Here is a 26,381-nt window from a genome sequence, read left to right on the forward strand (position 1 = left end):
TCATGGCCCATGCTATGGCTTATTCCCGTCCCTGTCGGCGGACCGGTCGAGGATGTAACGAAATCAATGGCTAAGAGACCTCTTCCTCCCGGCGCGTCCAAACCGATGGCGAGCCCGCTGGCGCGCGCGCTCCGCCTCGGTCTGGGGCCGATCGGCTTCGCGGCCTTGTTCAGCTTTGTATCCAACATGCTGTACATCGCGCTGCCGATCTACACCAACCAGGTCTATTCGCGCGTGCTGCCCAGCCAGTCGGCCGCCAGCCTGTGGGTGCTGACCTTCGGCTGCGCGTTCGTGTTCCTGATCTCGTCCGTGATCGATTATTACCGCGCGCAGGTGTTGAGCGGCTTTGCGGTGGTGTTCGACCAGCAGGTGGCGAGCCGCACCTTTGCCGCCTTGTTCGACGCGGTCGTCCGCCGTCGCGGCACCCGCGCCCAGGCGCTGCGCGACCTTGATACCGTCCGCGCGGCGCTTGGCGGGGCCAGCCTCAACATCCTGTTCGACCTGCCGTGGCTGCCGGTCTTCCTGATCGTGCTGTTCCTGATCGATCCGGCGGTGGGCGCGGTGACGCTGGTCGGCGGCGTGATCCTGATCATCCTCGCCATCTTGCAAGACCGCGCCAGCCGCGGCGCGCTAAAAGAAGCGAGCGAGGCGCAGATCGCCAGCTACGGCTTCACTGACGCGGCGCTGCGCAACGGCGAAGTCGTGCGGGCGCTCGGCATGTTGCCCACCCTGGGCCGGCTGTGGTCGCGCGAGCGGTTCAAGGCCGTGTCCGCCGCCAATGCGGCCGAGCGGGCGGGCGGCGTGTATGGCAACACGATCCGCTACATCCGCATGGTGATCCAGATCGCGATCATCGCGGTCGGCGCCCTGCTGGTGATGGACCGCTCCATCTCCTCCGGTTTGTTGTTCGCCAACATGATCCTGTCCAGCCGCGCGCTGGCGCCGGTGGAGCGGATCGTGGGATCGTGGAAGGGCCTGTTCGAGGCGTGGCAATCATACAAAAGGCTCGACACCGTGCTGCTCGACTATGAGCCGCCGGAGCCTCTGACCAAGCTGCCGGTTCCCGCCGGCCGCGTCACGGTGGAGGGGGTCAGCTTCGCGCCGATGGGTGCGCCGGCTTTGGTCCTCACCAACCTGCGCTTCGCGATCCAGCCGGGCGAGTTCGTCGGCGTGGTCGGCCCGTCCGGCGCCGGCAAGTCGACGCTGGCGCGCCTGCTGGCCGGCATCTGGAAGCCGAATACGGGTGCGGTCCGGCTCGACGGCGCCGACGTCTATACGTGGGAGCGCGAGGATTTCGGCCGCCACGTCGCCTATCAGCCGCAGGATACGGAGCTGTTTTCCGGCACCGTCCGCGACAACATCGCCCGCTTCCGCGCCGACGCCACCGACGAGCAGGTGGTCGCCGCCGCCCAGCTGGCCAATGCGCACGACCTGATCCTGCGCCTGCCCAACGGCTATGAGACCGAGCTGGGCGAGGGCGGCATGGTCCTGTCCGCCGGCCAGCGCCAGCGCGTCGGCCTGGCCCGCACCCTGTTCGGGGAGCCCAAGCTGCTGATCCTGGACGAACCCAACGCCAATCTGGATGCGGAGGGTGAGGCGGCTTTGATGAAGGCGCTGGGCGAGATCAAGGCGCGGGGTTCCACCGTGGTGCTGATCTCGCACAAGCCATCCGCCTTCCGCCATGCCGACAAGGCGCTGGTGCTGGTGAACGGCCTGATCACCGAATATGGCCCGCGTGACGAGGTGCTGGCCAAGATCTCGAAAGCCAACGCCCCCGCGCCCAAGCCGGCGGCAACACCCCCGGCCCTGAAGGAGGCCCAGTGATGAGCCGCTTCCGCGACATCATCCGCCAGTTGCGCCGCGAGCCCGACGTGCCCGCTCTGCCCGAACCGGGCTTTGCGGAGCTGAACGCGGCCGAAAGCGACATCATCCGCGTCCGCCTGCGCCGCCCGATCCTGGCCGGGTCGATCGTGGTGCTGGTGCTGGTGTTCGGCCTGCTGATCTGGGCCGCCTTTTCCACGCTTCAGGGCGCGGTGGTGGCGCAGGGCACGGTGCGGGTCGAAAACAACAGCAAGGTGCTGAAGACCCGCGAGGGCGGCATCGTCCGCCAGATCCTGGTGCGCGAGGGCCAGGCGGTGCGTCGTGGACAGGTGCTGATGCGCATGGACGCGGTGCAGGTCCAGGCGACCGTGGACGTATGGCAGGCGCAATATGACAGCGCGCTGGCCGACATCGCCCGGTTCCAGGCCATGCTGGCCAACGCCCCCGATATCCGCTTCCCGCAGGACCTGCTGTCGCGCCAGGGCGATCCGCGCGTGGCCGCGCTGATCGCCGGCCAGCGCGCCTTGTTCGAATCCGAGATGCTGCTCTACCGTAGCCAGGCCGATGCCCTGCGCGGGCAGGCGGGGCAGATGCAGACCCAGATTCAGGGCCTGCGCGCCCAGGCCTCCGCGACCGACGCCCAGTCCGCCACGATCGTGGACGAGCTTGGCGGCGTGCGCGAACTCAACCAGCTCGGCTACGCGCCCAAGACCCGCGTGCTGGCGCTGGAGCGGAGCCGTGCCCAGCTGACCGGTCAGCGCGGATCGCTCACCGCCGACATGGCGCGGACGCAACAGGGGATCGGCAATGTCCGCATCCAGCTCGCCCAGCTCGAACAGAAGCGCGCGGACGAGGCCGCGACCGGCATCCGCGCCGCGCAGGACAAGCTGACCGACGCCGCGCCCAAGCTGCGCGCCACCTCCGAATCACTGTCGCAGACGGTGATCCGCGCGCCCGCCGACGGCCGCGTCTTCGGCCTCACCCAATATACGGAAGGCGGCGTCGCCCAGCCCGGCGAGACGTTGCTCCAGGTCGTGCCCACCGGCACCCCGCTGGTGATCCAGGCGCAGGTGCGGCCGGAGGATATTGCCCGCATCACGCCGGGCATGAAGGCGGAGGTGAACTTCACCGCCTTCAACCCCCGCACCACGCCGCCCGCCGACGGCTATGTCGCCACCGTGTCCGCCGATGCCGCCACCGCCAAGGAAGGTGGCCAGCCTTTCTACCAGGTCGAGGTGCGGGTGGATGCGGCGGAGGTCGCGCGCCTGGGCGAAGGGATGCGCCTGACGCCTGGTATGCAGGCCCATGTCAACATCGTCACGGGATCGCGCACCATCCTCGACTACCTGCTCGGGCCCTATACGGAGGCGATGCGCTCCGCTTTGCGTGAGCGGTGAGGGTAAGGCGGTGAGTGTCGGGCGGTGAGCGGGGGCAAGGTTTCCTTCCTGGTCGCGGGCGTGCAGAAGGGCGGCACCACCGCCCTGTTCGATTACCTGGCGGAGCTGCCCGGCGTGCAGCTCCCGCCCGTCAAGGAAGCGCATTTCTTCGACGACGAAGAGCGGGTGGATTGGACCGCGCCCGATTACGCGCCCTACCATGCGCTGTTCCGCGACGACGGCCGGCTGTGGGGGGAGGCGACGCCGATCTACCTCTACTGGCCCAACGCGGTGGAGCGGATCGCCCGCTACAATCCGGCGATGAAGCTGATCTGCATCTTCCGCGATCCCGTGGAGCGCGCCTGGTCGCACTGGAAGATGGAATATGCCAAGCGCAAGGAAACGGAGCCCTTCGGCTGGTGCATCCGCGAAGGCCGCGCCCGCATGGCGGCGGGTGCGCCCTATCCAGGCTTTCACCGCGTCTATAGTTATGTCGAGCGGGGCTATTACGGGCGGCAGCTGGCGCGTCTGCTGCGGGCCTTCCCGCGCGATCAGCTGCTGCTGCTCGGGTCGGAACAGCTGCGCCGCGATCCTGCCAAGGTGATCGCTCGAATCAGCGCCTTTCTCGGCATCCCGGCCCCGATTGTTCCCGCCGCGCCCCAAATCTCCCATCCGGCGGCGGACATCACCTATCCTTCGACATTGACCGCAAGTGACGTGTCATTTTTGCAACGGCATTACGTCGAGGAGATGGCGCGCTTTCATGCGCTTGCCGGTCAGCCGCACCTCCTGGACTGATCCAGGGCAAAGTCGAATGTTAACTATCTATAAGCAGGGTCGTGCTTCATATTGAGGGAACCTGTATGCGGCTCTCCGCGTACAAGCTTCTACGTCGGGTTTCGTGGTTTTTTCCGGGGCATCTGGCGCTGTTTACCGCGACGAACGGTGAGCGATATGAGTTGCGCGGGTTTGGAAGCTTGGCTAAGTATCCGACTGCGCTCGCTTGCGCTGATTGCACCTAGGTGTGGTTAGGCATGGGCGGAGGGCGCCTCCAACCACCTTAGGGGAGGTGGGGGCAAACTGTTACGCCCGGACTGAAAGGTTCATTTGGAGGCTTAAATGGCGAATTATCTTTTTGAGCGGATTACGGATGCGCAGGCAGCGGCCTTCAGCACCAGCGACAGCCTGTTCTTTCTCGACGGCGGTGTTCAGGATCTGGACGTTCGCTTCAACCAGGGCGGCGGGCTGAACAACGCCTCCATCACGATCACGAAGGACGACGTTTCCCGTACCTTCCTGGCGTCGGCATTCTCCAACGAGACGCTGACCTTCTTCGGTCAGAACGCTGGTGCCGCTGCGTTTGGTTCGAACGATGCCGCCACGCCGGATACGGCTGCAACCTCGACGTTTGCGACTGACGCGACGACGGGCGCTTACGCTGCTGGTACGGGCAACCTGTACTTCGGTCTTGCCGGCAACGACACCATCACCGCAACGAACAGCCTGGCGAGCGACACGCTGTGGGGTGGCGACGGCAACGACGCCATCATCGGCACCACCTCGACCGCGACTGGGCGTAACCTGGCGACCGAAGCCGACTACCTGATGGGTGGCGCGGGCAATGACACCATCACCGGTGGCAGCGGCAACGATCACATCTACGGTAATGCGGTCACGACGACGGCAGGCGCTGTTGATGGCGATGACTCGATCAACGCCGGCGCGGGCAACGACTACGTTCAGGGTAATGCCGGTAATGACATTATCAACGGTGAAGCCGGCAATGACCGTCTGTACGGTGGCCAGGGCAACGACGTCATCGACGGCGGCGCTGGTGCGGACTACCTGCAGGGCAACCGCGGTACGGACAGCTTGACTGGCGGTCTCGGCGATGATACCGTTCGTGGTGGTGCTGACAACGACACGCTGGTTGGCAGCGAAGGCAATGACATGCTGTTCGGCGATGCGGGCAACGACTCGCTGACCGGTGGCGCTGGCTTCGACACGCTCAGCGGCGGCGCTGGTAACGACATCTTCGTCTTCGCAGTCGACGATGCCGCCAGCTCCAACCTGAACGCGGCTCCGGGCAGCGCGAACTTCGGTCTGGTCGATACGATTGCCGACTTCGCGGCGAACGCTGACACGATCGATCTCGGCGCCACGGCGGTCAGCCTGATCGTCGGCACGACGACGTCGGCGAGCGCGACGGACGGTCTCGCCTATGCTCAGGGTCTCCTCAGCCAGGCGAACTCGACGAACAACGTTGCTGCGGTTCAGGTCGGCACCGACACCTACCTGTTCTACAACGACGGTTTGACCGCCGGCTCCACGATCGACTCGGCTATCAAGCTGACCGGCGTGACCGCTGCAAACCTCGACAACGCCGACTTCGTCTAAGTCGATCGTTGATTGCTCAAGGAGAGCCGGCCCGAAAGGGTCGGCTCTTTTTGTATGTGCGTCCGGCGCTGTGGCGCGGTCGATCGATCAGCTCGGGCGGAAATGGTGCGCTCGCACCGGCAACGGCGTAAGACCGGGAACAGTGTCGCTTTATCCTGCGCTCAAGCCCCCCCCCGCCGGCAGCATCATAGCCACATCGGGCCTTGGCTACGCAGCCGCGTCATCGTGGCTCATCTATCTGCCCGCCATGCATGTTCCAGACAACCGGAGGCCAGATCGGCCGCCGGCGGCGGGTATCACAACAATTCGTCGATCATCCTGAGCCATTCGGCCGTGCCGTGGCTGCGATCGAAGCCTGCAAGGGCGCGGGTGCGGGCGGCGGTGCGGAGCGCGGCGAAGCGGTCCGGGTGGCGGCAGGCTTCGGTCAGGGCCTGCGACAGGGCGCCCGTGTCGAAGAACGGCAGCAATCGTCCCTCCACGCCGTCGGTAATCGCATCGTGCAGCGGCGGGGTGTCGGACGCGATCACCAGGCACTCGCACGCCATCGCCTCCACCAGCGACCAGGACAGCACGAACGGGTAGGTATAATAGACATGCGCCCATGACAGCGAGAAGGCGTCGATCAGCTGGCCATGGCTCACCCGGCCCACGAAGTGGACGCAGGACAGGTCGATGCGATCGCCCAGCTCCGCCAGCAGCCAGCTCTTCCAACTATGCCCCTCCGGCGGGGTCGCGCCATAACCCTGGCGGGCATCCTCCCCGATCACCACCACCTCCGCCGCCGGGCAGGCCGACAGGAAGTCCGGCAGCGCCCGCATGAAGATGTGGAAACCGCGCAACGGCTCCAGCGTCCGCCCGACATAGGTCACCACCGGCTTCGACCCGTCCAGCACGCGTCCGCCGGGCAGGGTCAGCCGGGCACCCGGCCGCCTGGTGGCATGGTCCAGGTCGACGCCTTCATGCACCACCCGGATCAGCGGCTGCAATGCCGCCGGGAAGGAGGCCGCCTGGAACCCGGTCGGGCAGACGATCCGGTCCGCCCAGGCATAAGCCAGTACCTGCGTCGCATTCTTGGCATGGGTCCGCGCGTCGCGCTCGAAACCGGTGCCGCCGAACTCGGGATCGAAGTTCATGTCGCCGCCCTGGCTGCGATACATCAGCTCCCCGAACAGGATGATGCGCGCGTCGGGCCACACCTCCTTCAGCAGCAACGTCTCGCCCCAGCCGGGATGGCCGACGATGACGTCGGGGGTGAAGCCGTCGCGCTTCAGCTGCATCGCCGCCTGCGCCGCCGCCGTGCCCCGGATCAGGTCCGCTTCCGCCCGGATCGCCAGCGGATAGATGCCCTGGGTCGTGCCCCGCTCGGTCCGCCAGCGGCGCAGGTCGATGCCGGGCTGCGCCCTGGCGGTCGTGCCGCTGATCACGGCGACCCTGTCCCCGCGCTTGCGGAGCGCGTTGGCGATGTGCGGGAATTGACCGGGGAAGTTCTGGTGGACGATCAGGATATTGGCCATCACAGCGTGATAGCGTCACGCCTCTCGATTGCCACGCGCCCGCTGCGGATCACCTGATATTCGCTGCGATAGGTGCCCGCCGGCCACCCGCCTGCCGGCGCCTTCTTGCCGGCGAACAGGATTACCTGCGCCTTGTCGCGGTCGAGCGGGGGCGCCCGGTTGTCCGCCAGCACCTGACCGTCGGGGGCGCGCAGCACCATCCGCTGCGCGTCGCCGCCTTGCAGCCCGATCGCCTGCGCGAACGCCACCAGCGGCGTGTCGCGACGGGGCGGCGGCACTTGCCCGGCGCCCTCTTCCTGCACCGCGTCCATCGTCACCGGGCCGGCGGCGAAGCCCGCGACCAGCACGTGGCCTTCCGCATAAGCGGGCGTGTTCGCCCACAGGCTGCGGCCGCCGCGACACTGGCCGGCGGCGGCGCCCCAGGCGAACGGATCCACCGTGTCGCCATCGTGCCGCACGCTGAGGTGGAGGTGCGGGAACTCGGTATCGCCGGACAGGCCGACGCGGCCCAGCACCGCGCCCGTCGCGACCGCCTGTCCCGGCCGCACCGCGATGCTGCCGCGCGCCATGTGGCAATATTGCGTCTGCCACCCGCCGGGATGCGCGATCACGACGCCGTTGCCGCACTCCTTGCCGGCAATGTCCCCCGCCGGGCGCCGGCGCATGGACATTTCGGGCTCCCCATCCCGGATGCCGCGCACCACGCCGGGTGCCGCCGCCAGCACGTTCACCCCGCGCCGTTGCTGCGCCATGCTGGTCAGGCGGATGTCGGTGCCGCCATGGCCGGCATAGGTGCGCCCGCCGCACCGATAGTCGCGCACGCCGGGTCCGGGATCGTCATCCTGATAGCTCTGGATCGCGCAGTCCTTGCCCAGCGCGCAGGCGAGCGGGAAGGTCAGGCGCGGCGGCTCCGGCACGGGTGCCGCCGCCGCCAGCAGGGCGAGCGGCAGCAGCGCCCGGCCCCTCACAGCAATGCCTCCAGCCGGGCGACCATCGCCTCCGCGCTGTCGCCCACGGTGCGATGCGCCCACAGATGGTCGTGCGCCGCCTTGGCCATGTCGCGTGCCTCGTCGCGATGGTCGATCACGTGACGCAACGTCTCGAACCAGTCGCCGGCGAACACAGCATGTCGCCCCATCGCCGGATCGGCGCGATAGGCCGGGCAGTCGGACACCACCGGCAGCAGCCGCAGCGCCGCATAATCCAGCAGCTTGATGTCGGACTTGCCGCGGTTGAAATCGCTGTCGGTCAGAGGCGCGAGGCCGAGGTCGAACGGCCCCTGACCACGCAGCCAGCGGGCGAAGCGGGGATAGGGGATCGCGTCCGCCGGCGGACTCGCGCGGCGCAGCCAGTGCGCGCCCTCCACATCGCGGGATACGCCGACCAGCGTCAGCTCGAACCGGTCGCGCCGTTCCTCATGCAGCCGCTCCAGCGCCGGCCGGATCATTGCGAAGTCGGCACCATGCGTCGCCGTGCCCATGTAGAGCATCCGCACCTTGTCGCCGTGGAACGGCTCCGGCCGGGGATGCCGCCAGTCGCGCCAGATGCGCGGATCGATCGCGTTGGGCATCACCGCATGGCGATGCGCGACATGGGCGTAGGCGTGGGCCAGCGGCGCGGTGGAGAACCAGCTTTCGGCCGAGGCGGCGATGGCGCGCTCGATCGCGGCATTGAGCGGCCGGTAGATGGCCGCCTCCGGATGGTCGGGCCCGATCGCGAGAAAGGCGTCGTCCACATCCACCACCAGCGCGGCGCTCATCGCGCCGAGCGTTCGCACCAGGCCGTCCACCGCCGCCACGTCGGGCATGGCGGCGCGCTGGACGATGCAGATGTCGCACGGCGGCACCGGATCGGACGCGGGCGCCAGGCTGAGCCGCACCCGTCCCGCCACCCGATCATCGGTCAGCGGCGCGACCAGGCGAATGAAGGCGGAGCTTTGCGGCCCGTGCGATCCATGCGCCGCGATGATGTGGACCCGGATGGCACGCGGCGCGGCAGGCGCGCTCGGCAGGGGTCGTGCCTCGCCCCGCTCGAATGCGACCGGCAGGCCGAGCGCCGTCAGCGCATCCCCCACGATCACGGTCGCGCGCGCATCGAAGCTGTGATGCTGCGCCACCGCCGCGACGTCGCGCGGATCGGGGCGACGCGGCCGGGCCAGCTCGGCACGGAGCGCGGCCGCGCCGGTCACCTGCTCCGCCGCCTGCCCGAACGTGGCGGCAAGCGACGGCACGGGATCGGTCAGCAGCCGTCCGCCCGCCGCGACCACGTCGAACATCCGGTTGGACAACAGGCCGAACGCCGCCATCGACGGCCAATGGTCGTTCAACACCGCGTCGGCCCCGGCATACAGCCGGCCGAGTTCGCGATTGTCGACGTTGCTGCCCTTGACCCTGTCGACGGGGACGAGCCCCTCCCAGCCGCCGCCATAGATGGCCGGCCGGGCCTCCGCCTCCATCGCCCAGCGGACGATGTCGCGCTCCACTCCGCGCGAATTGCCGACGAACAAAGGCCCGGCGATCCGCTCTGCCTCCGCCACCGGATGGAAGCGGTCCGGATCGGTCGCCTGCAACAGCGGCGTCACCGGCGGCGCAACCAGCTTATCCAGGAACTCCGCATAGGAGTTGGACGCGACATAGACGCGCGAGAACCGGTCATATTCGTCATAGCCGACCTGATCCGGGTGGCTGATGTTCCACATCACCGCATATTGGCCGGGACGCGGCTCGTAGGGGATCAGCCCGCGCAGTGCGATCACCACATCCTCGTGCGCGATCGAGCGGTCATGCCAATGGTGGCGGAAATCGACCTCGCAATCGTGGCCGAGCCGCCGGATCGCATCGGCCAGCGACTCCGCAAAGTGCCAGTCGCCCCAGGCGTCCTTTTCCTCCTCCGGTGCCGCGATCTTGATGGCGAAGCGCAGGCGCAGCTTCGCCATGTAATCGGGCGACCCGATCGGCACGGCATGGCGGTTCTTGGTCCAGACCAGGCGCAGGAAGGCAGCCGGCTCGCTGGTGGTGATCCGCCCCTTGGTGAACTTGGCGTCCGAGTAATCGCAGCCGAGGAAGGGGGCGAAGCCGACCGTACGATCCCGCCCGATGCGCAGGATCAGGTCCCAATCGACCATGCGGCGCAGCCGGGGATCGAACGCGCCTACCTCCTCCAGCAGGGCGCGACGATGGCAGAAGGCGTTGAGGTCGATGTAATTCTGTTCGAGGCAAGCCTCCCAGTCGAAATGGTCGCCGATATAGCCGGTCAGCTGCCCGGCATCGTCACGGAGCGAGATGGCGCTGTAGCCGGCGTCCAGCCCGTCCGCCGCCAGGAACCGGGTCATCACCTCCAGGAACCAGCCATTCCAGCGATTGTCGCTGTCGAGATAGGCGACGATCTCACCCGTGGCGTGCGCCAGGCCGAGATTGCGCGCGGCGGAGATGCCGGCATGCTCGCCGCCGAGCAGGACAACGCGCGGGTCCGACTGGAAGCGGCGCACTTCGTCGGCCGTGCCGTCGGTGGAGCCGTCGTCGATCACGATCAGCTCCAGGTTGGCGTGGGTCTGCGCCAGTACCGAGCGGATGGAGGCGGCGATCACCCCTTCCCGATTGAAGGCGGGCATGATCACCGACACCTTGGTCGCACCGGCGCGCGCGATCAGTGCCGCGGGAAGCTCCACCATGCGGCGCAGGAACGCCACCTCCGCCTCCACGTCGAACCGCCGGTAGAAGCGGCGGGGACGCTGATCGCGCGGCTCGTTCACGATCTCGGCGGCGGGCGATAGCCCGCGCCCGACGCCTTCCTCCAGGAAATGGCGCAGCGGATCGCCGGTGACGGCGTGGGTGCGCCGGTAGTGCCGGCTGTCGAACAGCGGTCCGGGCGACCGTTCCTCCGACCAGCCGTGGAGCAGGTAATGGTCGAGCGGGTGCATGCCGGCGGCAAAGGCGTCGCCGTTGACGCGATTATACCAGCGGCTGTTGAAGTAAGGGTTAGGATCGAGCGCGTCGGCGTCGCGCCCGTGGCGGAGATAATCGGCCAGCGGATTGCGCGCTGCGATTGCAGACGACAGCTCCGCATCGGGCGCGGCCGGCATCCCGTCCCGGCCGCGATACAAGGCCAGCGTGTTGATGATCGGTTCGTGGCTGGGATAGCCGGGAGCGGGCGCGATGGCGATCGCTCCATCCTCCACCGTGCCGACGCTGCCGCCGTCGGCAATCGCCGCCAAGCCGAACAGGCGTTCCAGCGCATGGGCCTGGGTGCCGTCGCGCTCGCCATGGTCGCCGCCGAAGTCGGCCACGCGCGCCACCCGCTCCAGCAAGGCCGGGCGTGCCCAGAAGAAGGTGCCGGCGAAGAAGCCCCAGTCCGCCAGCGGGAAGTACGGCGCCAGCATGCTGGGGGCGAGGGCGGAGATGATCTCCGCATTGCGGAACTGGTGCGCGGCGGCCGACTTGTAGAGCGACTTCGCACCCAGCAGCATCAAATCGGGGCGGCTGTCGAACGTGGCCAGAATGTCGGCCACCAGCGGCTCGCCGGCGATCGTCCCGTCATAGCCCATGCGCCGCCAGTTTTCGGCAAAGCCGCTGTCGCCCTTCTTGGTATGGAGGTGGCAGACTGCGTCATAGCCCTCCTCCGCAATCACCGGCAGCAGGTGGAGCAAAGGGCCGATGTCCCAGCCGTGGTTCGGCACGGCGATGCGGCTGACCCGTCCGGGGATCGCGTCCAGTGCCCGGTCGACCGCCGGGTCGAGCGCGTCGACATAGGTCGCCAGCACGTCGATGTCGGCGCGGCCGAGCCGGGCCACCCGGTCGATCAGGTCTAGGGCAATGTCGGGATAGAAGAGGTGGAGGTGGATGGCGGCGCGCATCAGTTTGGTGCGCCGTTCCCGCCCTCGCGCTGCGCCATCTGGCGCGCATAATGGAGCGTGTCGAACAGCGGCCCGGGATTGTAGCCCTTGGGCGCGCCGATGCGCACATAATGGTCGACCGGGTCCATGCCGCTGTCGCGCGCCTCGGGATAGCGCGCCAGATACCAGTCGGTGTCGAACAGGTTGCTCGACCGGATCAGGTCGGCATCGCCGGTGGGGTCGGGCAGGGGGGCGGGGCGTGGTCGCTCCGGCTCGGGGGATGGAGCGGGGGCTGCCTGCGGCTCCGGCGCGATCACGGCGGCGGGAGCCGGATCACCGCTCGCCCGGCGGTGGCGCAGCTCGTCATGGACGATGTCGCCCTCCAGCCAGGGCGCGGCGTCCAGCCGGGCATAGGCCTCGTCCAGCCGGGCCCACGCCACCGCATCGTCCCGCTCGGCCAGTTGCCGCAACCCGCCGTCCACCGCCGCGACGATACCAGCCAGCGGCTCTTCCAGCCTGCTGTCCACGATGCTGTGGTGGCGCAGAGTGGGATCGAGGAAGCGGTCGATTTCCTCCGCCTCCGCTCCCTCGGGCAGCCAGCCGTCGCGGCCGGCGAGCGGTGCGATCGCGCGCACCGTGCCCCGCCAGTCGGCCAGCATGCCATCATAATCGACCACTGCGCGCATCATGCCGCGCGTGGCACGCTCCGCGTCGATCATGTGCCGCAGCCACAACAGCTGCGCGAACGCGGCGGTGGTGCCGTCGCGGCTTTCGAGCGAGCGTGCAATCTCGCCCGGCGCGCGCAGCATCAGCAGCGCGCGTGGCGCGATCCCCATGTCGTCAAGCACGTCGACGATCACGGGCACGCAGCGGCACTGGCGCGGGTCTTTGATGGCGATCAGCGGTGCCGTGCCCCAGCCGCGCTCGATCGCCTCGCGCATCCGGGCCTTGCGCGATCCCAGCGCCGACGCATCCAGCCGCGACCAGTCGAGCGGGCGCGGATCAAACCAGCTGGACCGGCACACGCGCAGCAGCTGGTCGTCGGCCTTGACCAGGCCTTCGGACTCCCAATAGCCGCGCGCATTCTCGCCGCTCGGCCGGATCGCGTCGGACGGCAGGGCAGCGCCCATCTTCCCGACCAGCCAGGTGAGCGCCGACGTGCCGGACCGATGCATGCCGAGGACCAGGATAGCGGCGCGGTTCATGGGGGTGGACTAGCGGCGGCGGTGCGGCAGGTCCAGCAATCGCCTCAAAGATTGGCGGCTGCCCATGGTCGCACGAACGCGCCATGATCGGTGCGCCGCTTCAGCATCGCGCCACGATTATTGTAGAGCCAGAAGTGCGCGTCGCGCCCTTCGCCATGCGCCGTCAGCGCGAGCGCGCCGAAGAAGGTGGAGCGGCTATGCCCGGCAAAGCAGGGCAGGGTGGAGGCGATGGCGAAGTCCAGCGCCGCGCCCGCCAGGAGACCGGCGGGCACGAACGGCCGCGGCACGTCGCTGCGGAACAGCATGGTCAGGCGATGTGCGTCATAAGCGCGGCGGCCGATCTCCTCGCGCTCGACAGGCAGGTCGGCTTCGTTGCAGGTCACGTAGAGGGTGGCCCCGTGCTCGACCTGTCCCGCCAGCTTGGCAAGGATGGTGGCGAAATCGACATAGAGCGGCTCGGCGGGGTTGATGCGCTTGTCCGCGCGATGCAGCGCGGTCCAGTGCAGCCAGTCGCGCTCGATCCGCAACTGGCACCCCCACCGCACCCCGTTTTCGCGCAGCCACGCCCCGGTGTCTGCCGCCGCAGCCGCAATCGCCGCCATCGGTTTCATGCCGGCGAGTATCCGGCAGAGGTCCCGAAATCCGGCATCGTCGCGGTTGCGCCGGGTGGTGGCGATCGCCTCCCCGCCAATCCCCATCAGGGCGCCGCCATCGGCTTGCTCGGCCGCGCCCTGTTCCACGGGGACGCCGAAGCCGGCAAAGGCCGCCGTCACCGCCGCCACGTCGAACACGCTTGCGAAGGGCACACACCCATGGTCGGCGGCGCCCGGATGGTAATCGAGCAGCGGAGACCATGCCGCCGGCCGGCCTTCGGCTCTTGCCCGCAATGTCAGGCCCAGCAAGGCCAGCTTCTGGTTGGTCAGGCCGGCCGCGAACGGCGCCAGCGCCAGCGGTTCAGCCACGCGCGACCAGATCCTCCGCGGCGCGCAGGATGATCTGCCCATAATCGGCATTGCCGTGGGTGGCGTCGCCGGCAAGCTCCTCCCGCAGGAACCCGTCCGCGTCCTTCGCCTCGTCCGGCACCGGCATGAAGCGGCAGCCGAGGCTCTCCACTTGCGCGCGGAACAGCCGGGCGTTGAGCCGCCACATCCGCCAGCGCAGGCCGACGGGCGCCACGCCCAGCGTGTCGATGGCATTGTCCTTGAAAAAGGCGTCCGCCCGTTCACGGATCAGCGTTTCGCTGCGCACGGGCGGGGGGCTTTCCACATGGACGAATGCACCCGCCGCGTCGCGCAGCATCCGCAGCCGCAGGAAATCCAGCTCCAAGTGCCGCTCCAGCGTGGTAGAGACCAGGGCGAACGGCACCGGCTCAGCCTGGTCCTCCGGCGGCGGCCCTTGCGCTTCCTCTCCCGGCAACCGGAAATCATAGCCGCGCGGATGCCGGATCAGCGCCAGGGCATTGTGCGCATTGCCCCCCATCATGGAAAAAAGGCGCGGGCGGTAGAGCGCAATGTCCTGTTCCAGTTCCGCCCGCAAGAGCGGTCCGAAGCGCGCGGTGGCGGGGTCGTCCATCCCCTCCATTTCGGGGGCGTAGCCTTGTTCCAGCGTGTGGATACCGCGCGTTCGCTTGAACTTGCCGCCGGTCGCGCGGCGGGCCTGATGCGCGGCGCGGATAGCCCCAACATGGCTCTGGCCGACAAACAACGTGGTCATGGCCGTTCCGCCTGGTCCAGCATGACCTCGTCGCACATGGTCTTGACCCAGTCACCGACGGTGGCGGTGTGCGCATCGGCGGCGGGGGCGGGCGTGCCGTTCGGGGCGCTTTCCGCCGCCGGGCCGCCGACATGCCGCAGGAAGGTGCGCATCACCTGCGCCACGCCTTCCTCCGTTACCTCGCGCAGGTCGTCGGCGAAGAAGCGGCCGCGCGCCTGCGGGCCGGTGACGATCTCGTAAGATGGAAAATACCAGACGTCAGCCAGATCCTCCGCCGCTTCCTGCGCGGCGGCGCGGAGGACGGACTTGGAGTAAGTGGTGGCGGCAAGGACGTGGTTGCCCGACGCGGTCGCCACCAGCGGCACCGGCGACACGGTCAGGATCACGCGCGCGCGCGGATTGACCGAACGCAGCCGGTCGATGAACCCGCCCAAGTGTTCGCGCACCTCGCCCGTGCGCAGGTTGCGGAAGGCATGACGCGCGGGGTCGAACATCCCGCCCGCCACACCGGGGCAGAGCGGAAAGGCGGCCCCATCCTCTTGGCTGACCCAGCATTCCGTCAGGCCCAGGGTGAAGACCAGCACGTCCAGCGTCTCCAACGCCTCCCGCACCTTGGCCAGGTGATGAAGGCGGTCTGCGCGCATCTCCGTTTCGGAGGCGAAGCCGCCCGGCTGTATCGTCGGGCGGAACGGATCGACCACGCCGCTGCCGTCCGCCAGGGGCCAGACATCCTCCACTGGCGTGAACCGGCCGTAAGCGCGGTCGAACAGCTGCACCAGTTGCAGGGTGGTGTAGATGTTGCCGTAGCGCGCGGAATAAACCCCGTAACCAGCCGCCCGCGCCACGTCCTCCGGCACGATCGGGTGCGCGGTTTCGGTGACCAGATAATGGTATCCCGACGCCGCCAGGTGCCGCGCCACATGCTGCGCGAAGCAGCTGCCGGCGGTGGCGATGCGATCCTGCGGGGAGAGGGGCGGGACATCGCCCGCGATCGGATCGACCCCGGATCCGGCCGTGGCAACGGACCGCCGCCAGTAGGCCGCGTCGGGAAGATCGCTATAGGGCGTCTGGCGCATCGCCGCGCCTTTCCACGTCGGACGGTTCCAGGCAACCGGCGCGATAATGCTCCACCGTCAGGCGCCCGCCCGCCAGCGCGTCGCCATTGCGACAGCGGATGGTCAGTCCGGCGGCCCCGGCCAGGCTGGCCGCGTCGATGCTGAGCGAGAAGCCGTAGCGCCCGTTGCCGATCCCCGCCTGCGCCAGGTCGGGACGCGCCAGTGATGCCTCGGCCGAGGCGATCGGGCGATCGTCCCCCACCGCCTCGACCACCGGCGAGGCCCCGGGCCAATCCGGCGCCTGCGCCCAGCCGCTGACCGTCACCACGGCCTCGCTGGTCATGCGGAGACCGTCCGCGGTCCGTTCGGCGACCATTACCGCATCGACATGGCCGTGCGTGCGGACGGGCGCGTCGGGCGCATCCTGTGCATGGCCGGGCGGGACGGGCGCAAGCGGAGCCAGCTTGCGCCGCTCGATCCGGCCGGATTGGTGGAGGGCGGCGACGGCCAGGCCGAGCAGGCTGATCCCCTCCAGATAATCGAACCGCCGCTCGCGCAGCAAAGCCAGCAAGCGGGGCCGGTCCACATCGTCCCACAGGGGAATGTCGATGCCGCCGAACAGCGCGCTCAGCGCCTGCCGTACCGCCGGATTGCGGTTGATCGACCATTGCCAGCTGCCGAACAGCGGTGCCCCGGCGCGGGTCAACAAGGGGTCCGGGCGCGGTGCATCGGCAAGTGCGGCGTGCCACGTCTGGTGGGCGAAGGGAATCGCGAGCAGGCCCGGCGCGCAGCGTTCAACGATGCGGAAATGCGCCAATTCCATCCGCCTCTCGTCCGGCGTCATCGCGAAGGCGAGTTGCCGCAGCGCCGGTACCCCCAGCGGCAGCACCGGCTGGCGCTCGAACGACTTGATGCCGCGTATTCCGCCCAGCCAGTTGGGGATGCGATTGCGCCAGTAGAACAGGTCGGGCAGGTCGCCCTCCCGCGCGCCGGCGGCCCGGTGCGCGTCCATCTGCGTGTGGAGAATGTCGCTCAGGCGCGTGCGGGCCGTTTCGCGCAGCAGGTCCAGCGGGTCGAACGGCCCCTGCAACCGCACCATCGCCACGGGGTCGAGTGGCCCATCCACCGGCCGCCTGGCATAGGCCTTGAGCAACTCACCGAAATGCCCGCTGATGAGGCTGTCGCGGCCGGGATGGAGCCCGGCGATATTGTCCCACCCCCCCATGCCGCCATCGGCCTGGTAAGCGATCGTCCCCAGCACCCGCAGAAAGGCGGCGGCGTCGAGGTCGGCCGGCATGTCCGACCCGAGCGGCGGCTCGCGCCGGTGGGGCAGGCCTGCCGCCGCCGCGATACGCTGTCCGGCCACCACGTCCGGATGATCGGGATAGCCGCGCGTGAACAGGGTCAGGCGATCGCCCAGGCCCGCCGCCAAAGCGAGCGCCAACACCACCCGGCTGTCCTTGCCGCCGGTAATCGGCAGGTCCACCGGCCCGTCCCCGGTAGCTATGCGAATGGCCGCCTTGGCCTGCGCGATGCCATGATCCAGCAATGCCGGATCGAAGCCCCGCCGTGGGGGCAGGAGGGGGGAACTGGCCGCCTCGCAGCCTGCGGCCCGGTCGGGGATCAGGGTCAGCCGCCGCCCCTGACGCAATTGGGTGACGCCGGCCCAGCCGGTCGCCTCGCCCGCGCGATAGCCCATGGCCGTCAGCCACAAGGCCGCCTCGCGCCCCGGCTCCTCCCTTGCGGCCAGGATCGCGACAAAAGCGGCGCGGTTCGCCGCCACCAGCCGGCCATCTTCGTCCCGGAACACTTGGTGCAGGCCGGCGGGATCACCGAACAGCTCGACCGTGCCGCAGCGATGGATCCGGGCGATCGCATATTCGCCCGCAATATCGTTGGGCAGCGTCGCGCCCGGCCTGTCCAGCAAGGCTGCGATCGCCCGCGCGTCCAGCAACGTCCCGCGTTCGCCGTTCGCGCGCCAGATCAGGCCATGGATGACGCACGCCTGCTCGGCCGTGCACCACACCTGCGCCTCGGCCGAATAGAAGTGACTTGCGGTGGCGAAGGTCGACAGCTGCCAGCTGCCTCGCGCCGTGACGATGGCGAGTTGCCGCCGTCGTTCCGCAACCACATGCGCGGCCTCGGTCAGGCGCGCGTGCAGCCCGGCCGATGGGTGTGCGGGCGACGCCGCATCGTCATGCCACAGGGCGAACAGAGCCATGCGCGCTGCTTAGCGAGCCGGGCCGGGCGCGGCGAGCGGTCTTACTCGAAGCCGTTGCGGCTCTTCACCAGCGTGTCGATCTCCAGCAACCCGCCGACCAGCCGCTCCAGCCGGTCGAGCGGCCAGGCGTTGGGCCCGTCCGACATCGCGTTGGCGGGGTCGGGATGGGTTTCCATGAACAGGCCGGAAATGCCGACCGCCACGGCGGCGCGCGCCAGCACCGGCACGAATTCGCGCTGCCCGCCCGAACTGGTGCCCTGTCCGCCTGGCAACTGCACCGAGTGAGTCGCGTCGAACACCACCGGGCATCCCGTCTCGCGCATGACGGCGAGGCCGCGCATGTCGGAGACGAGATTGTTGTAACCGAACGACACGCCCCGGTCCGCCACCAGAAAGGCAGGGCCGGCAATGCCCGCCTCGGCGGCGGCGGCGAAGGCCTTGTCGGTGACATTCTTCATGTCACCGGGCGCCATGAACTGGCCCTTCTTGATGTTGACCGGCTTGCCCGACGTGGCGACCGCCTCGATCAGGTCGGTCTGGCGCGCCAGGAATGCCGGCGTCTGCAGCACGTCCACCACCGCCGCCACGGGTGCGACCTGCGGCACGTCATGGACGTCGGTCAGCACCGGCAGGCCGGTTTCGGCGCGTACCTTGGCCAGGATGCGCAGGCCTTCTTCCATCCCTGGCCCGCGAAACGACTTGCCGGAGCTGCGGTTCGCCTTGTCGAACGAGCTCTTGTAGATCAGGAACAGTCCGAGCCGATCGGCAATGCCGCGCAGCGTCTCCGCCACCGACAGCGCCATTGCTTCGGATTCGATCACGCACGGGCCGGCGATCAGGAACAGGGGCTGGTCGGGGCCGACGGGCCGGCCGCAAAGCAGGGTCTGTCTGGGCATGTGATCAGTTCACGCCGCGACGCGCCAAGGCCGCCTCGATCGGCGCAACATCCTCCGGATTGTTGAGTTCCCACAGGTCATAGTCGGGCGCGGGCACCTCGACCAGCCGTACCGGTATCCCATGTTCCAGGAAGCGCAGCTGCTCCAGCCCCTCCAGCGTCTCCAACCGGCCTACATGCATGTCGCCATAGGCGTCCAGCGCCGCGCGGCGATAGGCATAGACACCGACATGCAGGAACACCGGCGCGTCGGCATGGCCGATCTTGTCGGCGGGTACGTGCGGGATCACCGCCTTGGAGAAATACAGCGCGTCCCCGTTGCGCGCGACCACGGCGGTGGTGCCGCCGACCCGCCCGGCCTGCTGGTCGGCCAGCAGGCGGCGGTGGATGTCGGGGGTGGCGCGCAAGGCGGGGGTCGCGACCTGGATCGATGGATCGGCCTGCATCGCGGTCACCAGATCGGCCACATAATAAGCGGGTGTCAGCGGTGCGTCCCCCTGGAGGTTGACGATGATGTCGCAGTCATCGATCCCGCCGACCGCCGCGCAGCGTTCGGTGCCGTTGCGGCATTCGGACGGCGTCATTTCCACCTCTCCGCCGAACGCGCGCACGGCATCGGCGATGCGCGGATCGTCGGTGGCGACCACCACCCGATCGATGCCCTCCACGGCGACGGCGGCTTCCCAACTGCGCTGGATCAGGGATTTGGACGTTCCGTCCGGCCCCTTGAGCGGGACCAGCGGCTTACCGGGATAGCGGGTGGACGCGTAGCGGGCGGGAACGACGATCGCCGTCCTCATGCAAGGCCCAGCCGCAGGAAATCATGCACATGCACCAGGCCCACGGGATAGCGGGCATGGGGATCCTCCACCGCGAACATGGCGGTGATCTTGTGCTGGTTCAGGATTTCCAGCGCATCCTCGACCAGGCAGCCGGGCGCCACCCACACCGGGTCGCACGTCATCACGTCGGCCGCGATCGTGTCCATCAATCCGTCCAGGTGGCGGCGAAGGTCGCCGTCCGTGATCACGCCGATCAGCGCGCCATCGGCATCCACCACGCCCGCAATGCCGAAGCTGCGCGCGGTCATGGTGACGATCACGTCGCGCATCAGCGTGTCGGCCGCCACCAGCGGCATCGACGTGCCGCGATGCATGATCGCGGCGACCCGCATCAGGCGCCGGCCGATCGTGCCGCCGGGGTGCAATTCCTCGAAGCCCGCGCGCGACACGCCGCGCGCGCGCATTGCCGTCATCGCCAGCGCATCGCCCAGCGCCATCATCATCGCGGTGGAGGTGGTCGGCGCCAAATTGGCGGGGCAGGCTTCGTCCACCGCCGGCAGCACCAGCTTCACGTCGGCGTGGCGCATCACCAGGCAATCCTCCCGCCCGGCCACGCCGATCACGGGCAGGTTCAGGCGGCAGGCATGGGCCAGGATCGGCTGCAATTCGGCGGTCTGTCCGGAATTGGACAGCACCATCAGCCCGTCGCCCGCCATCAGCATGCCCAGGTCGCCATGCGCCGCCTCGGCCGGGTGGACGTAGATGGACGGCGTGCCGGTGGAAGCAAGCGTCGCCGCGACCTTGCGCGCGATATGCCCGGACTTGCCGATGCCGGTCATGATCACCCGGCCGCGCAGCGCCAGGATGGTGGCGACCGCGTCCGCAAACGTCTGGCCCAGCGCGCCGGCGAGCACCTGCAACGACGCGGCCTCGGCGGTGATCACCTCCCGCCCGACTGCCATGATGTCGGCTGCATCCGGTGTTACCGGCTGGCGCGAAAGTTCCGCTGCCCCCATTTTCGTCCCTGTCTTGATTGTCATCACATGCGATCTCTGCCGCTCAAGCGGTGATCAATGCTTCAATCGCCAATAGGTTCATCGCCCTATCACATTTTTGTGCTGTGATGCGCCGGACCGCCGCGATCAGGTCACCAGTCGCCGCAATGTAGCGATGTGATCCGCCTCCGCCGCGGGCTTGTCCCGGCGGATGCGGGCGATGCGCGGGAAGCGCATGGCGACGCCCGATTTGTGTCGGCTGGACGCATGGATCGAATCAAAGGCGATTTCCAGCACCAGGCTCTTTTCCACCTCGCGCACCGGGCCGAACCGCTGCACGGTGCGGGTGCGCACGAATTTGTCGATCCAGCGCAACTCCTCGTCGGTGATGCCGGAATAGGCCTTGCCGACCGGCAGCAACTCGCCCCCTTCTTCCGGAGGTGCGGTCCAACAGCCGAACGTATAGTCGGAATAATAGCTGGATCGCCGGCCATGCCCGCGCTGCGCATACATCACCACGCAGTCGGCGGTGAGCGGATCGCGCTTCCATTTGTACCAGAGGCCGGTGCGCCGCCCAGTGACATAGGGGCTGTCGCGCCGCTTCAGCATCATGCCCTCGATCGCGGCATCGCGCGCGCCCGCGCGTATCTCCTCCAGCGCGTCGAAGTCGGCAGCCTCGATCACAGCCGACAGGTCGAACCGCTCCGGGTCGAGCCGCGCCACGAACGCCTCCAGCCGCCCGCGCCGTTCCGCCCAGCCGAGCGGCCGCAGGTCCTCCGCGCCGTCGAACAGTATGTCATACAGTCGGACGAACGCCGGATAGTCGGCCTGCATCCTGGCCGAGACGTTCTTGCGGCCGAGCCGCTGCTGGAGGGCGTTGAAGCTGGCCGCGCCCTCATGCTCGATCCCGCCGCCCTGCGTCTCGCCCTTGACCAGCAGCTCGCCGTCCAGCACGCCGTCCGTCTGGAACGCGGCCGCCACGTCGGGGAAGGTGGCGGTGATGTCGTCGCCCGCGCGGCTGTAGAGCCGGGTCTGGTCGCCGGTGCGGACCAATTGCACCCGGATCCCGTCCCATTTCCACTCGGCCGCATAATCGGCCAGGTCGACGCGCAGCTCCTCCAGCGGGTGGGCCAGCATGAACGGGCGGAACACCGGCACGTCGGCCGGCGTCGGCCGGGCACCCGTGCCCTCGCCCCACTGGAACAGGGGCAGGTACGGCGGGCGCAGGCCGTGCCACACCTCCTCCACCTGGTCGACGTCGAGGCCGAACGCCTGCGCCAGCGCCGTCTTGGCCAGTCGCGCCGACACGCCCACCCGCAACTCGCCCGTCGCCAGCTTCAGCAGGGCATAGCGGCCGGACGCATCCAGCTGGTCCAGCATCTCGGCCAACGCGCGCGGCGCATCGGCCCGCCCCAGCGTGGTCAACCGTTCGATCACCGCCGACAGCCGCAGCGCACCGCTGTCCACCTCCGCCGGGATGCCCGGCGGCTTGGGCCAGAGCAGCGCGGTCGTTTCCGCCAGGTCGCCCACGAAATCGCGGCTCATCCCGAACAATACGGGATCGACCCGTTCCTCGATCAGGCCGCGAATTGCGGCCGGCTTGACCCCCGGCAGGTCCAGCGTGCCCGTCAGCGCCGCCATCGCCCAGCCGCGATCGGGGTCGGGCGTCCCGCGCAGATAATCCTCGATCAGCTTCAGCTTGGCATTGCGTGACCGGGTGTAGACCAGCCGGTCGAGCAATTGGGAAAAGTCACGCATGTGCCCGTAACGAAAAAGGGCGGCACATGGTGCCGCCCCCCTTGTCGCATCACGATGCCGTGGTCCGATCAGGTGACCGCCCGTCCGGCGATCAGCGCCAGTATCAGGAAGATCACGAACAGGGCGACGGCGATAAAGAACAGAATCTTGGCGATGCCGACGAACGCGCCGCCGATCCCGCCGAACCCCAGCGCGCCGAGCACCAGCCCGACCACCAGGAAGATAAGCGCCAGCTTGAGCATGGAAATGGTCTCCTTTCGGATCGGTCAACCACGCGCAAGCCGACGCGTTCCGCCACGGGGTTTATGCCTTGCGGCTTGCCTCGAACAGGAACCAGGCGCGCTCCTCGGCCTGGTCGGTCCATTCGTCGACGATGCCGCTGGTGGCATTGTCCTTGGCCTCTTCCGCAAGGTCCTTCACGCGGCGGAAGCTTTCCACCAGCTTCAGATTGTCGTCGCGCAGTTCGGCCAGCATCTGGCCGGCCTCGACGAACTCGGCATCGTTGTCGCTGATGGTCTGGCGACGGGCGATGTCGCCGATCGAACGCAGGGTGACGCCGCCGGTCTTGCGCACGCGCTCGGCAATGGCGTCGGTCACGCCCAGGATCTGCGCCGCCTGATCGTCGAGCAGCAGGTGATAGTCGCGAAAGTGCGGGCCGGACACGTGCCAGTGGAAATTCTTGGTCTTCAGGTACAGCGCATAGCAATCCGCCAGCGACGAATTGAGCGCGTCCGCGACGCTGGACACCGCATTGGACTGCAGGTCGGTCGGGGTCGCAAGCTTGGGTGCAGCCGTGTCTGCCATAAGGGTAGGCCTCCGCCTTTTGGGTTGGGAATCGGGGATCAAACCATTCATGGCCGAAATGGTGGCATGGCGTCCGCCCGATAATCCCGATCACCCTGATCTGCCGGCTCGTTCAGGCGGCGTAACGAACGCCCACGCTGGCGAGCAGGGCAGGCGCGGTGTCCGGTGTACCCCGGCCACACCCGGCGGCCAGCGTCAGCGCATCCAGCCAGGCCGCCACCGGCGTGCGGCGACGATCGCGCTTCAACGCATCGGCCAGCCCGTCCGCCATCACCACCGCGGGCGTGAAGCCCTCCAGCATCGCCTCGCGCCGCAACCATGCGATGCGGGCACAGGCATCCTGCGTATCCAATTGGGGCAGGTCGCGTGCCAGTGCCGCCACCGCCTGCTGCAGATTCGCTTGCGCCGTGTTCAGCTCCATTGATCCTGTCTCCGACTCTATGAACGGTCCGGGAAGATGCTGCGGGGCCGATGCTTAGCCGCGGATTAAGACAGGGAGGTTGCACGGACGGCTTGACTCCGGCCTGTAGTGGCGGCAAAGCCCGCTGCGTGAGAGCGGCGGCGACGCCGCTTTATTTTTTGGCGTGCCGACCAGGCCGTCGTCCAGATAAGCAGGATTTCGGGTCATGGCCAAGCCGACCACCGTCAAGATCAAGCTCGTCAGCTCGGCCGATACCGGCTTCTTCTACGTCACCAAGAAGAATCCCCGGAACCAGACCGAGAAGATGTCCTTCCGCAAGTACGATCCCGTCGTGCGCAAGCATGTCGATTTCAAGGAAGCCAAGATCAAGTAATCCGCCCCGGCGGATCGATCAAGGGGCCGGTCACGGCCACGAAGGGGCGGCTTCGGTCGCCCTTTTTCTTGCCCGTATTGCCGCGGCGGTCGCAAGGGTGAACATGCGCGGCGCTGTGCAAGCCGAAACGGGCGCGACCACTCCACTCTACGCGCGGGGGAGGGCAGCCAGCAAACCGGCTGCACACGCCTCATTCCACTTGATTGCCCGCTCCGCCCCGGTGCCCCGGCGGGCGTGCACGCACCCTTGCGGTCCGGCGAAGACCGGAGCCCAGGCGCCGCAATGGTCTTGCCTCAAGCTCGGGGCTCCTGCTGCGCGGAGGCAAGGGCCTCCTTCGCCAAACCATCCCCCGCGAGGGCAGCGGCCAAATCGCTGCACACGCCCTTGCCCTGCACACGCCCTTGCCCTGCACAAGCACATCAGGGCTGACATCCGCGCACTCTCATGCTCCGGCGGGGGGCGAAGCCCAGGCGGCAAACAGCGTTGCTTGTGGTTGAGGGCTCCTTCTGGACGCAGGCGCATTCACCCCCGCCAGACCGGCGCTAAGCCGCCGCCAGCAGCCGCTGCGCCTGCGCCCGCGCCTCGTCCGTCACCTCCGCGCCCGACAACATGCGCGCAATCTCCTCGCGCCGTTCGCCGGGGTCCAGCATGTGCACGCCCGTTCGCGCGACGATGCCGTCCGACCGTTTCTGGATCAGCCAGTGGCGATCGGCGCGCGCCGCCACCTGCGGGCTGTGCGTCACCACCAGGATCTGCGCGCGCGTGGCCAGCCGCGCCAGCCGCTCGCCGATCGCCGCCGCCACCGCGCCGCCGACGCCGCGATCCACTTCGTCGAAGATCATCGTGCCCGCGCCGCCTTCCTCCGCCAGCGCGACCTTGAGCGCCAGGATGAAGCGCGACAATTCGCCGCCGCTGGCGATCTTGGCGAGCGGGGCGAAGGGCGCGCCGGGATTGGTCGAGATCTCGAACTCCACCCGATCCTGCCCGGCCGCGCTCCAGCCGCTCTGCGGCAGGCTCTCGATCGTGGTGCGGAAGCGCGCGGCATCCAGCCGCAACGGCTTCAACTCGGTCGCGACGGCGGCATCCAGCCGCTTCGCCGCTGCCCGCCGCTTCTCCGCCAGCACCTTCGCCGCCGCGACATAGGTCGCCTGCGCCTCGCGCGCGGCACGCTCCAGCGTGGCGATGCCGTCACCGCCCGCCTCGATCCGCGCCAACCGGGCGGCCAGCTCGTCCGTCAATGCGGCCAGTTGGTCCGGCTCCACCCGATGCTTGCGGGCAAGCGCGCGCAGGTCGAACAGGCGCGTCTCCATCGCCTCCAACCGCGCCGGATCGAAGGCAAAGGCGGCGCGTGCGTCCCCCAGCCGTTCCTCGGCGTCGGATGCCTCGATCACCGCGCGGTCGATCGCCTCCAGCGCCAGCGCCAGCGCCTCATGCTCGCCCGCCAGCCGATCGATCCGCCGCGCCGCCTGGCGGAGCAGGGCCAGGCCGCCGTCCGATCCTTCCAGCAGGACGGCCGCCGTTTCCAGCTCGTCGGCCAGCTTGGCGCCTTTCTGCATGGTGGCGCGCGCCTCGGCCAAAGTCGCCTCCTCGCCCGGCTCGGCGGCGGCGGCGGTCAGTTCCTGCACCGCATGGTCCAGCCATTCCCGATCCCGCGCGGCATTCTGGAGGTCGCTCAGCGCGGTGTCATGCGCCTGCTCCGCCTCCCGCCAGCGGGCATAAGCGGTAGCTGTCGGCCGCGTGTCGATGCGGCCGAACACATCCAGCAGCGCGCGATGCCCCTGTCGGTTCAGCAGCCCGCGATCGTCATGTTGGCCATGCACCTCGATCAGGGTCGCGCCCAGCGTACGCAGCAGGCCCGCCGATGCCGGCTGGCTGTTGACGAAGGCACGGCTGCCGCCATCAGCCCGCAGCGACCGGCGGATCACCAGCGGCTCGCCCGGCTCCACCTCCAGCCCGCCGTCCGCCAGCAGGGCCAGGGCCGGATGGTCGCCCGGTATGTCGAAACTGGCGGTGATGCCCGCCTGCTGCGCGCCCTGCCGGACCAATCCGGCGTCGGCGCGCATGCCGAGCGCGAGCCCCAGGGCATCGAGCAGGATCGACTTGCCCGCCCCGGTCTCCCCGGTCAGGGCGCCCAGGCCCGGACCGAATTCCAGATCCAGGGCCTCGATCAGAACGATGTCGCGAATGGCGAGACTGGTCAGCATCGCCCTATAGATAGCA

At 68.6% G+C, this 26,381-nt stretch carries 21 protein-coding genes; 5 read left to right on the forward strand and 16 right to left on the reverse strand.

Annotated features, from left to right (window positions below; genetic code table 11):
- Positions 1–66 precede the first annotated feature (66 nt).
- The 4 genes from Q0D93_RS00270 to Q0D93_RS00285 all read left to right on the forward strand — a co-directional run bounded on the left by Q0D93_RS00270 (position 67) and on the right by Q0D93_RS00285 (position 5,594).
- Positions 67–1,824, forward strand: a complete 1,758-nt coding sequence (locus Q0D93_RS00270; protein WP_294389664.1) for a type I secretion system permease/ATPase — start codon at positions 67–69, stop codon at positions 1,822–1,824.
- Positions 1,824–3,218 (forward strand): HlyD family type I secretion periplasmic adaptor subunit, encoded by a 1,395-nt coding sequence (locus tag Q0D93_RS00275; RefSeq protein ID WP_294389667.1) that lies wholly within the window; start codon positions 1,824–1,826, stop codon positions 3,216–3,218. The genes Q0D93_RS00270 and Q0D93_RS00275 overlap by 1 nt, the downstream gene beginning before the upstream one ends.
- 24 nt (positions 3,219–3,242) lie before the next feature.
- Positions 3,243–3,995 carry a sulfotransferase domain-containing protein gene (locus Q0D93_RS00280; protein WP_294389669.1) on the forward strand — a complete coding sequence of 251 codons (753 nt, stop codon included), beginning with the start codon at positions 3,243–3,245 and terminating at the stop codon, positions 3,993–3,995.
- A gap of 321 nt (positions 3,996–4,316) precedes the next feature.
- Complete coding sequence (locus tag Q0D93_RS00285; protein WP_294389700.1) at positions 4,317–5,594, forward strand: calcium-binding protein; 1,278 nt, start codon at positions 4,317–4,319, stop codon at positions 5,592–5,594.
- Between the two features lie 296 nt (positions 5,595–5,890).
- Here the strand turns inward: Q0D93_RS00285 and Q0D93_RS00290 are convergent, their stop codons facing one another.
- The 15 genes from Q0D93_RS00290 to Q0D93_RS00360 form a co-directional block, all read right to left on the reverse strand.
- Positions 5,891–7,108, reverse strand: a complete 1,218-nt coding sequence (locus tag Q0D93_RS00290) for a glycosyltransferase (protein WP_294389704.1) — start codon at positions 7,106–7,108, stop codon at positions 5,891–5,893.
- Positions 7,108–8,076, reverse strand: a complete 969-nt coding sequence (locus tag Q0D93_RS00295; RefSeq protein ID WP_294389709.1) for a M23 family metallopeptidase — start codon at positions 8,074–8,076, stop codon at positions 7,108–7,110. Before Q0D93_RS00295 ends, Q0D93_RS00290 begins: the two co-directional genes overlap by 1 nt.
- Positions 8,073–11,960, reverse strand: coding sequence for a glycosyltransferase (locus tag Q0D93_RS00300; RefSeq protein ID WP_294389713.1), 3,888 nt, complete (start codon positions 11,958–11,960; stop codon positions 8,073–8,075). Before Q0D93_RS00300 ends, Q0D93_RS00295 begins: the two co-directional genes overlap by 4 nt.
- Entirely contained in the window at positions 11,960–13,144 is a 1,185-nt protein-coding gene (locus Q0D93_RS00305; protein ID WP_294389715.1) for a sulfotransferase family protein, read from the reverse strand. The genes Q0D93_RS00300 and Q0D93_RS00305 overlap by 1 nt, the downstream gene beginning before the upstream one ends.
- A gap of 44 nt (positions 13,145–13,188) precedes the next feature.
- On the reverse strand, positions 13,189–14,106 hold the full coding sequence (locus tag Q0D93_RS00310; RefSeq protein WP_294389718.1) for a hypothetical protein: 918 nt from the start codon (positions 14,104–14,106) through the stop codon (positions 13,189–13,191).
- Positions 14,099–14,857: a hypothetical protein gene (locus tag Q0D93_RS00315; protein WP_294389723.1), complete on the reverse strand. Its 759-nt coding sequence runs from the start codon at positions 14,855–14,857 to the stop codon at positions 14,099–14,101. Before Q0D93_RS00315 ends, Q0D93_RS00310 begins: the two co-directional genes overlap by 8 nt.
- A complete protein-coding gene (locus tag Q0D93_RS00320) occupies positions 14,854–15,933 on the reverse strand; it encodes a GSCFA domain-containing protein (RefSeq protein ID WP_294389725.1) in 1,080 nt (359 codons plus the stop codon). The genes Q0D93_RS00315 and Q0D93_RS00320 overlap by 4 nt, the downstream gene beginning before the upstream one ends.
- The gene (locus tag Q0D93_RS00325) at positions 15,914–18,133 is read right to left on the reverse strand and encodes a hypothetical protein (RefSeq protein ID WP_294389728.1); all 2,220 of its coding nucleotides are present in this window, start codon (positions 18,131–18,133) and stop codon (positions 15,914–15,916) included. Before Q0D93_RS00325 ends, Q0D93_RS00320 begins: the two co-directional genes overlap by 20 nt.
- 41 nt (positions 18,134–18,174) lie before the next feature.
- The gene (gene kdsA, locus Q0D93_RS00330) at positions 18,175–19,029 is read right to left on the reverse strand and encodes a 3-deoxy-8-phosphooctulonate synthase (RefSeq protein WP_294389731.1); all 855 of its coding nucleotides are present in this window, start codon (positions 19,027–19,029) and stop codon (positions 18,175–18,177) included.
- Between the two features lie 4 nt (positions 19,030–19,033).
- Positions 19,034–19,828, reverse strand: coding sequence for a manno-octulosonate cytidylyltransferase (locus tag Q0D93_RS00335; protein WP_294389733.1), 795 nt, complete (start codon positions 19,826–19,828; stop codon positions 19,034–19,036).
- On the reverse strand, positions 19,825–20,850 hold the full coding sequence (locus Q0D93_RS00340; RefSeq protein WP_294389736.1) for a KpsF/GutQ family sugar-phosphate isomerase: 1,026 nt from the start codon (positions 20,848–20,850) through the stop codon (positions 19,825–19,827). Before Q0D93_RS00340 ends, Q0D93_RS00335 begins: the two co-directional genes overlap by 4 nt.
- Before the next feature lie 102 nt (positions 20,851–20,952).
- A complete protein-coding gene (locus tag Q0D93_RS00345; RefSeq protein ID WP_294389738.1) occupies positions 20,953–22,563 on the reverse strand; it encodes a cisplatin damage response ATP-dependent DNA ligase in 1,611 nt (536 codons plus the stop codon).
- Between the two features lie 68 nt (positions 22,564–22,631).
- On the reverse strand, positions 22,632–22,805 hold the full coding sequence (locus Q0D93_RS00350) for a DUF1328 family protein (protein WP_294389741.1): 174 nt from the start codon (positions 22,803–22,805) through the stop codon (positions 22,632–22,634).
- A 61-nt stretch (positions 22,806–22,866) separates the two neighbouring features.
- Positions 22,867–23,367 (reverse strand): DNA starvation/stationary phase protection protein, encoded by a 501-nt coding sequence (locus Q0D93_RS00355; RefSeq protein ID WP_294389744.1) that lies wholly within the window; start codon positions 23,365–23,367, stop codon positions 22,867–22,869.
- Between the two features lie 112 nt (positions 23,368–23,479).
- Positions 23,480–23,788, reverse strand: coding sequence for a hypothetical protein (locus Q0D93_RS00360; RefSeq protein WP_294389746.1), 309 nt, complete (start codon positions 23,786–23,788; stop codon positions 23,480–23,482).
- Positions 23,789–23,993: 205 nt separating this feature from the next.
- Here Q0D93_RS00360 and rpmG point away from each other — a divergent pair, with 205 nt between their 5' ends.
- Positions 23,994–24,161 (forward strand): 50S ribosomal protein L33, encoded by a 168-nt coding sequence (rpmG, locus tag Q0D93_RS00365; RefSeq protein ID WP_294389749.1) that lies wholly within the window; start codon positions 23,994–23,996, stop codon positions 24,159–24,161.
- A 542-nt stretch (positions 24,162–24,703) separates the two neighbouring features.
- Here the strand turns inward: rpmG and recN are convergent.
- Positions 24,704–26,365 (reverse strand): DNA repair protein RecN, encoded by a 1,662-nt coding sequence (gene recN, locus Q0D93_RS00370; RefSeq protein WP_294389751.1) that lies wholly within the window; start codon positions 26,363–26,365, stop codon positions 24,704–24,706.
- Positions 26,366–26,381 lie beyond the last annotated feature (16 nt).

Source organism: uncultured Sphingomonas sp. (genome assembly GCF_934560975.1).
Classification (GTDB): Bacteria; Pseudomonadota; Alphaproteobacteria; order Sphingomonadales; family Sphingomonadaceae; genus Sphingomonas_I.

Excerpts from the sequence above, each read along its gene's own strand:
- Q0D93_RS00270 (WP_294389664.1), top strand. The coding sequence starts at position 67 with ATGGCTAAGAGACCTCTTCCTCCCGGCGCGTCCAAACCGATGGCGAGC.
- Q0D93_RS00275 (WP_294389667.1), top strand. The coding sequence starts at position 1,824 with ATGAGCCGCTTCCGCGACATCATCCGCCAGTTGCGCCGCGAGCCCGAC.
- Q0D93_RS00285 (WP_294389700.1), top strand. The coding sequence starts at position 4,317 with ATGGCGAATTATCTTTTTGAGCGGATTACGGATGCGCAGGCAGCGGCC.
- Q0D93_RS00290 (WP_294389704.1), bottom strand. The coding sequence starts at position 7,108 with ATGGCCAATATCCTGATCGTCCACCAGAACTTCCCCGGTCAATTCCCG.
- Q0D93_RS00300 (WP_294389713.1), bottom strand. The coding sequence starts at position 11,960 with ATGCGCGCCGCCATCCACCTCCACCTCTTCTATCCCGACATTGCCCTA.
- Q0D93_RS00305 (WP_294389715.1), bottom strand. The coding sequence starts at position 13,144 with ATGAACCGCGCCGCTATCCTGGTCCTCGGCATGCATCGGTCCGGCACG.
- Q0D93_RS00315 (WP_294389723.1), bottom strand. The coding sequence starts at position 14,857 with ATGACCACGTTGTTTGTCGGCCAGAGCCATGTTGGGGCTATCCGCGCC.
- Q0D93_RS00320 (WP_294389725.1), bottom strand. The coding sequence starts at position 15,933 with ATGCGCCAGACGCCCTATAGCGATCTTCCCGACGCGGCCTACTGGCGG.
- Q0D93_RS00325 (WP_294389728.1), bottom strand. The coding sequence starts at position 18,133 with ATGGCTCTGTTCGCCCTGTGGCATGACGATGCGGCGTCGCCCGCACAC.
- kdsA (WP_294389731.1), bottom strand. The coding sequence starts at position 19,029 with ATGCCCAGACAGACCCTGCTTTGCGGCCGGCCCGTCGGCCCCGACCAG.
- Q0D93_RS00335 (WP_294389733.1), bottom strand. The coding sequence starts at position 19,828 with ATGAGGACGGCGATCGTCGTTCCCGCCCGCTACGCGTCCACCCGCTAT.
- Q0D93_RS00340 (WP_294389736.1), bottom strand. The coding sequence starts at position 20,850 with ATGACAATCAAGACAGGGACGAAAATGGGGGCAGCGGAACTTTCGCGC.
- Q0D93_RS00345 (WP_294389738.1), bottom strand. The coding sequence starts at position 22,563 with ATGCGTGACTTTTCCCAATTGCTCGACCGGCTGGTCTACACCCGGTCA.
- Q0D93_RS00350 (WP_294389741.1), bottom strand. The coding sequence starts at position 22,805 with ATGCTCAAGCTGGCGCTTATCTTCCTGGTGGTCGGGCTGGTGCTCGGC.
- Q0D93_RS00355 (WP_294389744.1), bottom strand. The coding sequence starts at position 23,367 with ATGGCAGACACGGCTGCACCCAAGCTTGCGACCCCGACCGACCTGCAG.
- Q0D93_RS00360 (WP_294389746.1), bottom strand. The coding sequence starts at position 23,788 with ATGGAGCTGAACACGGCGCAAGCGAATCTGCAGCAGGCGGTGGCGGCA.
- rpmG (WP_294389749.1), top strand. The coding sequence starts at position 23,994 with ATGGCCAAGCCGACCACCGTCAAGATCAAGCTCGTCAGCTCGGCCGAT.
- recN (WP_294389751.1), bottom strand. The coding sequence starts at position 26,365 with ATGCTGACCAGTCTCGCCATTCGCGACATCGTTCTGATCGAGGCCCTG.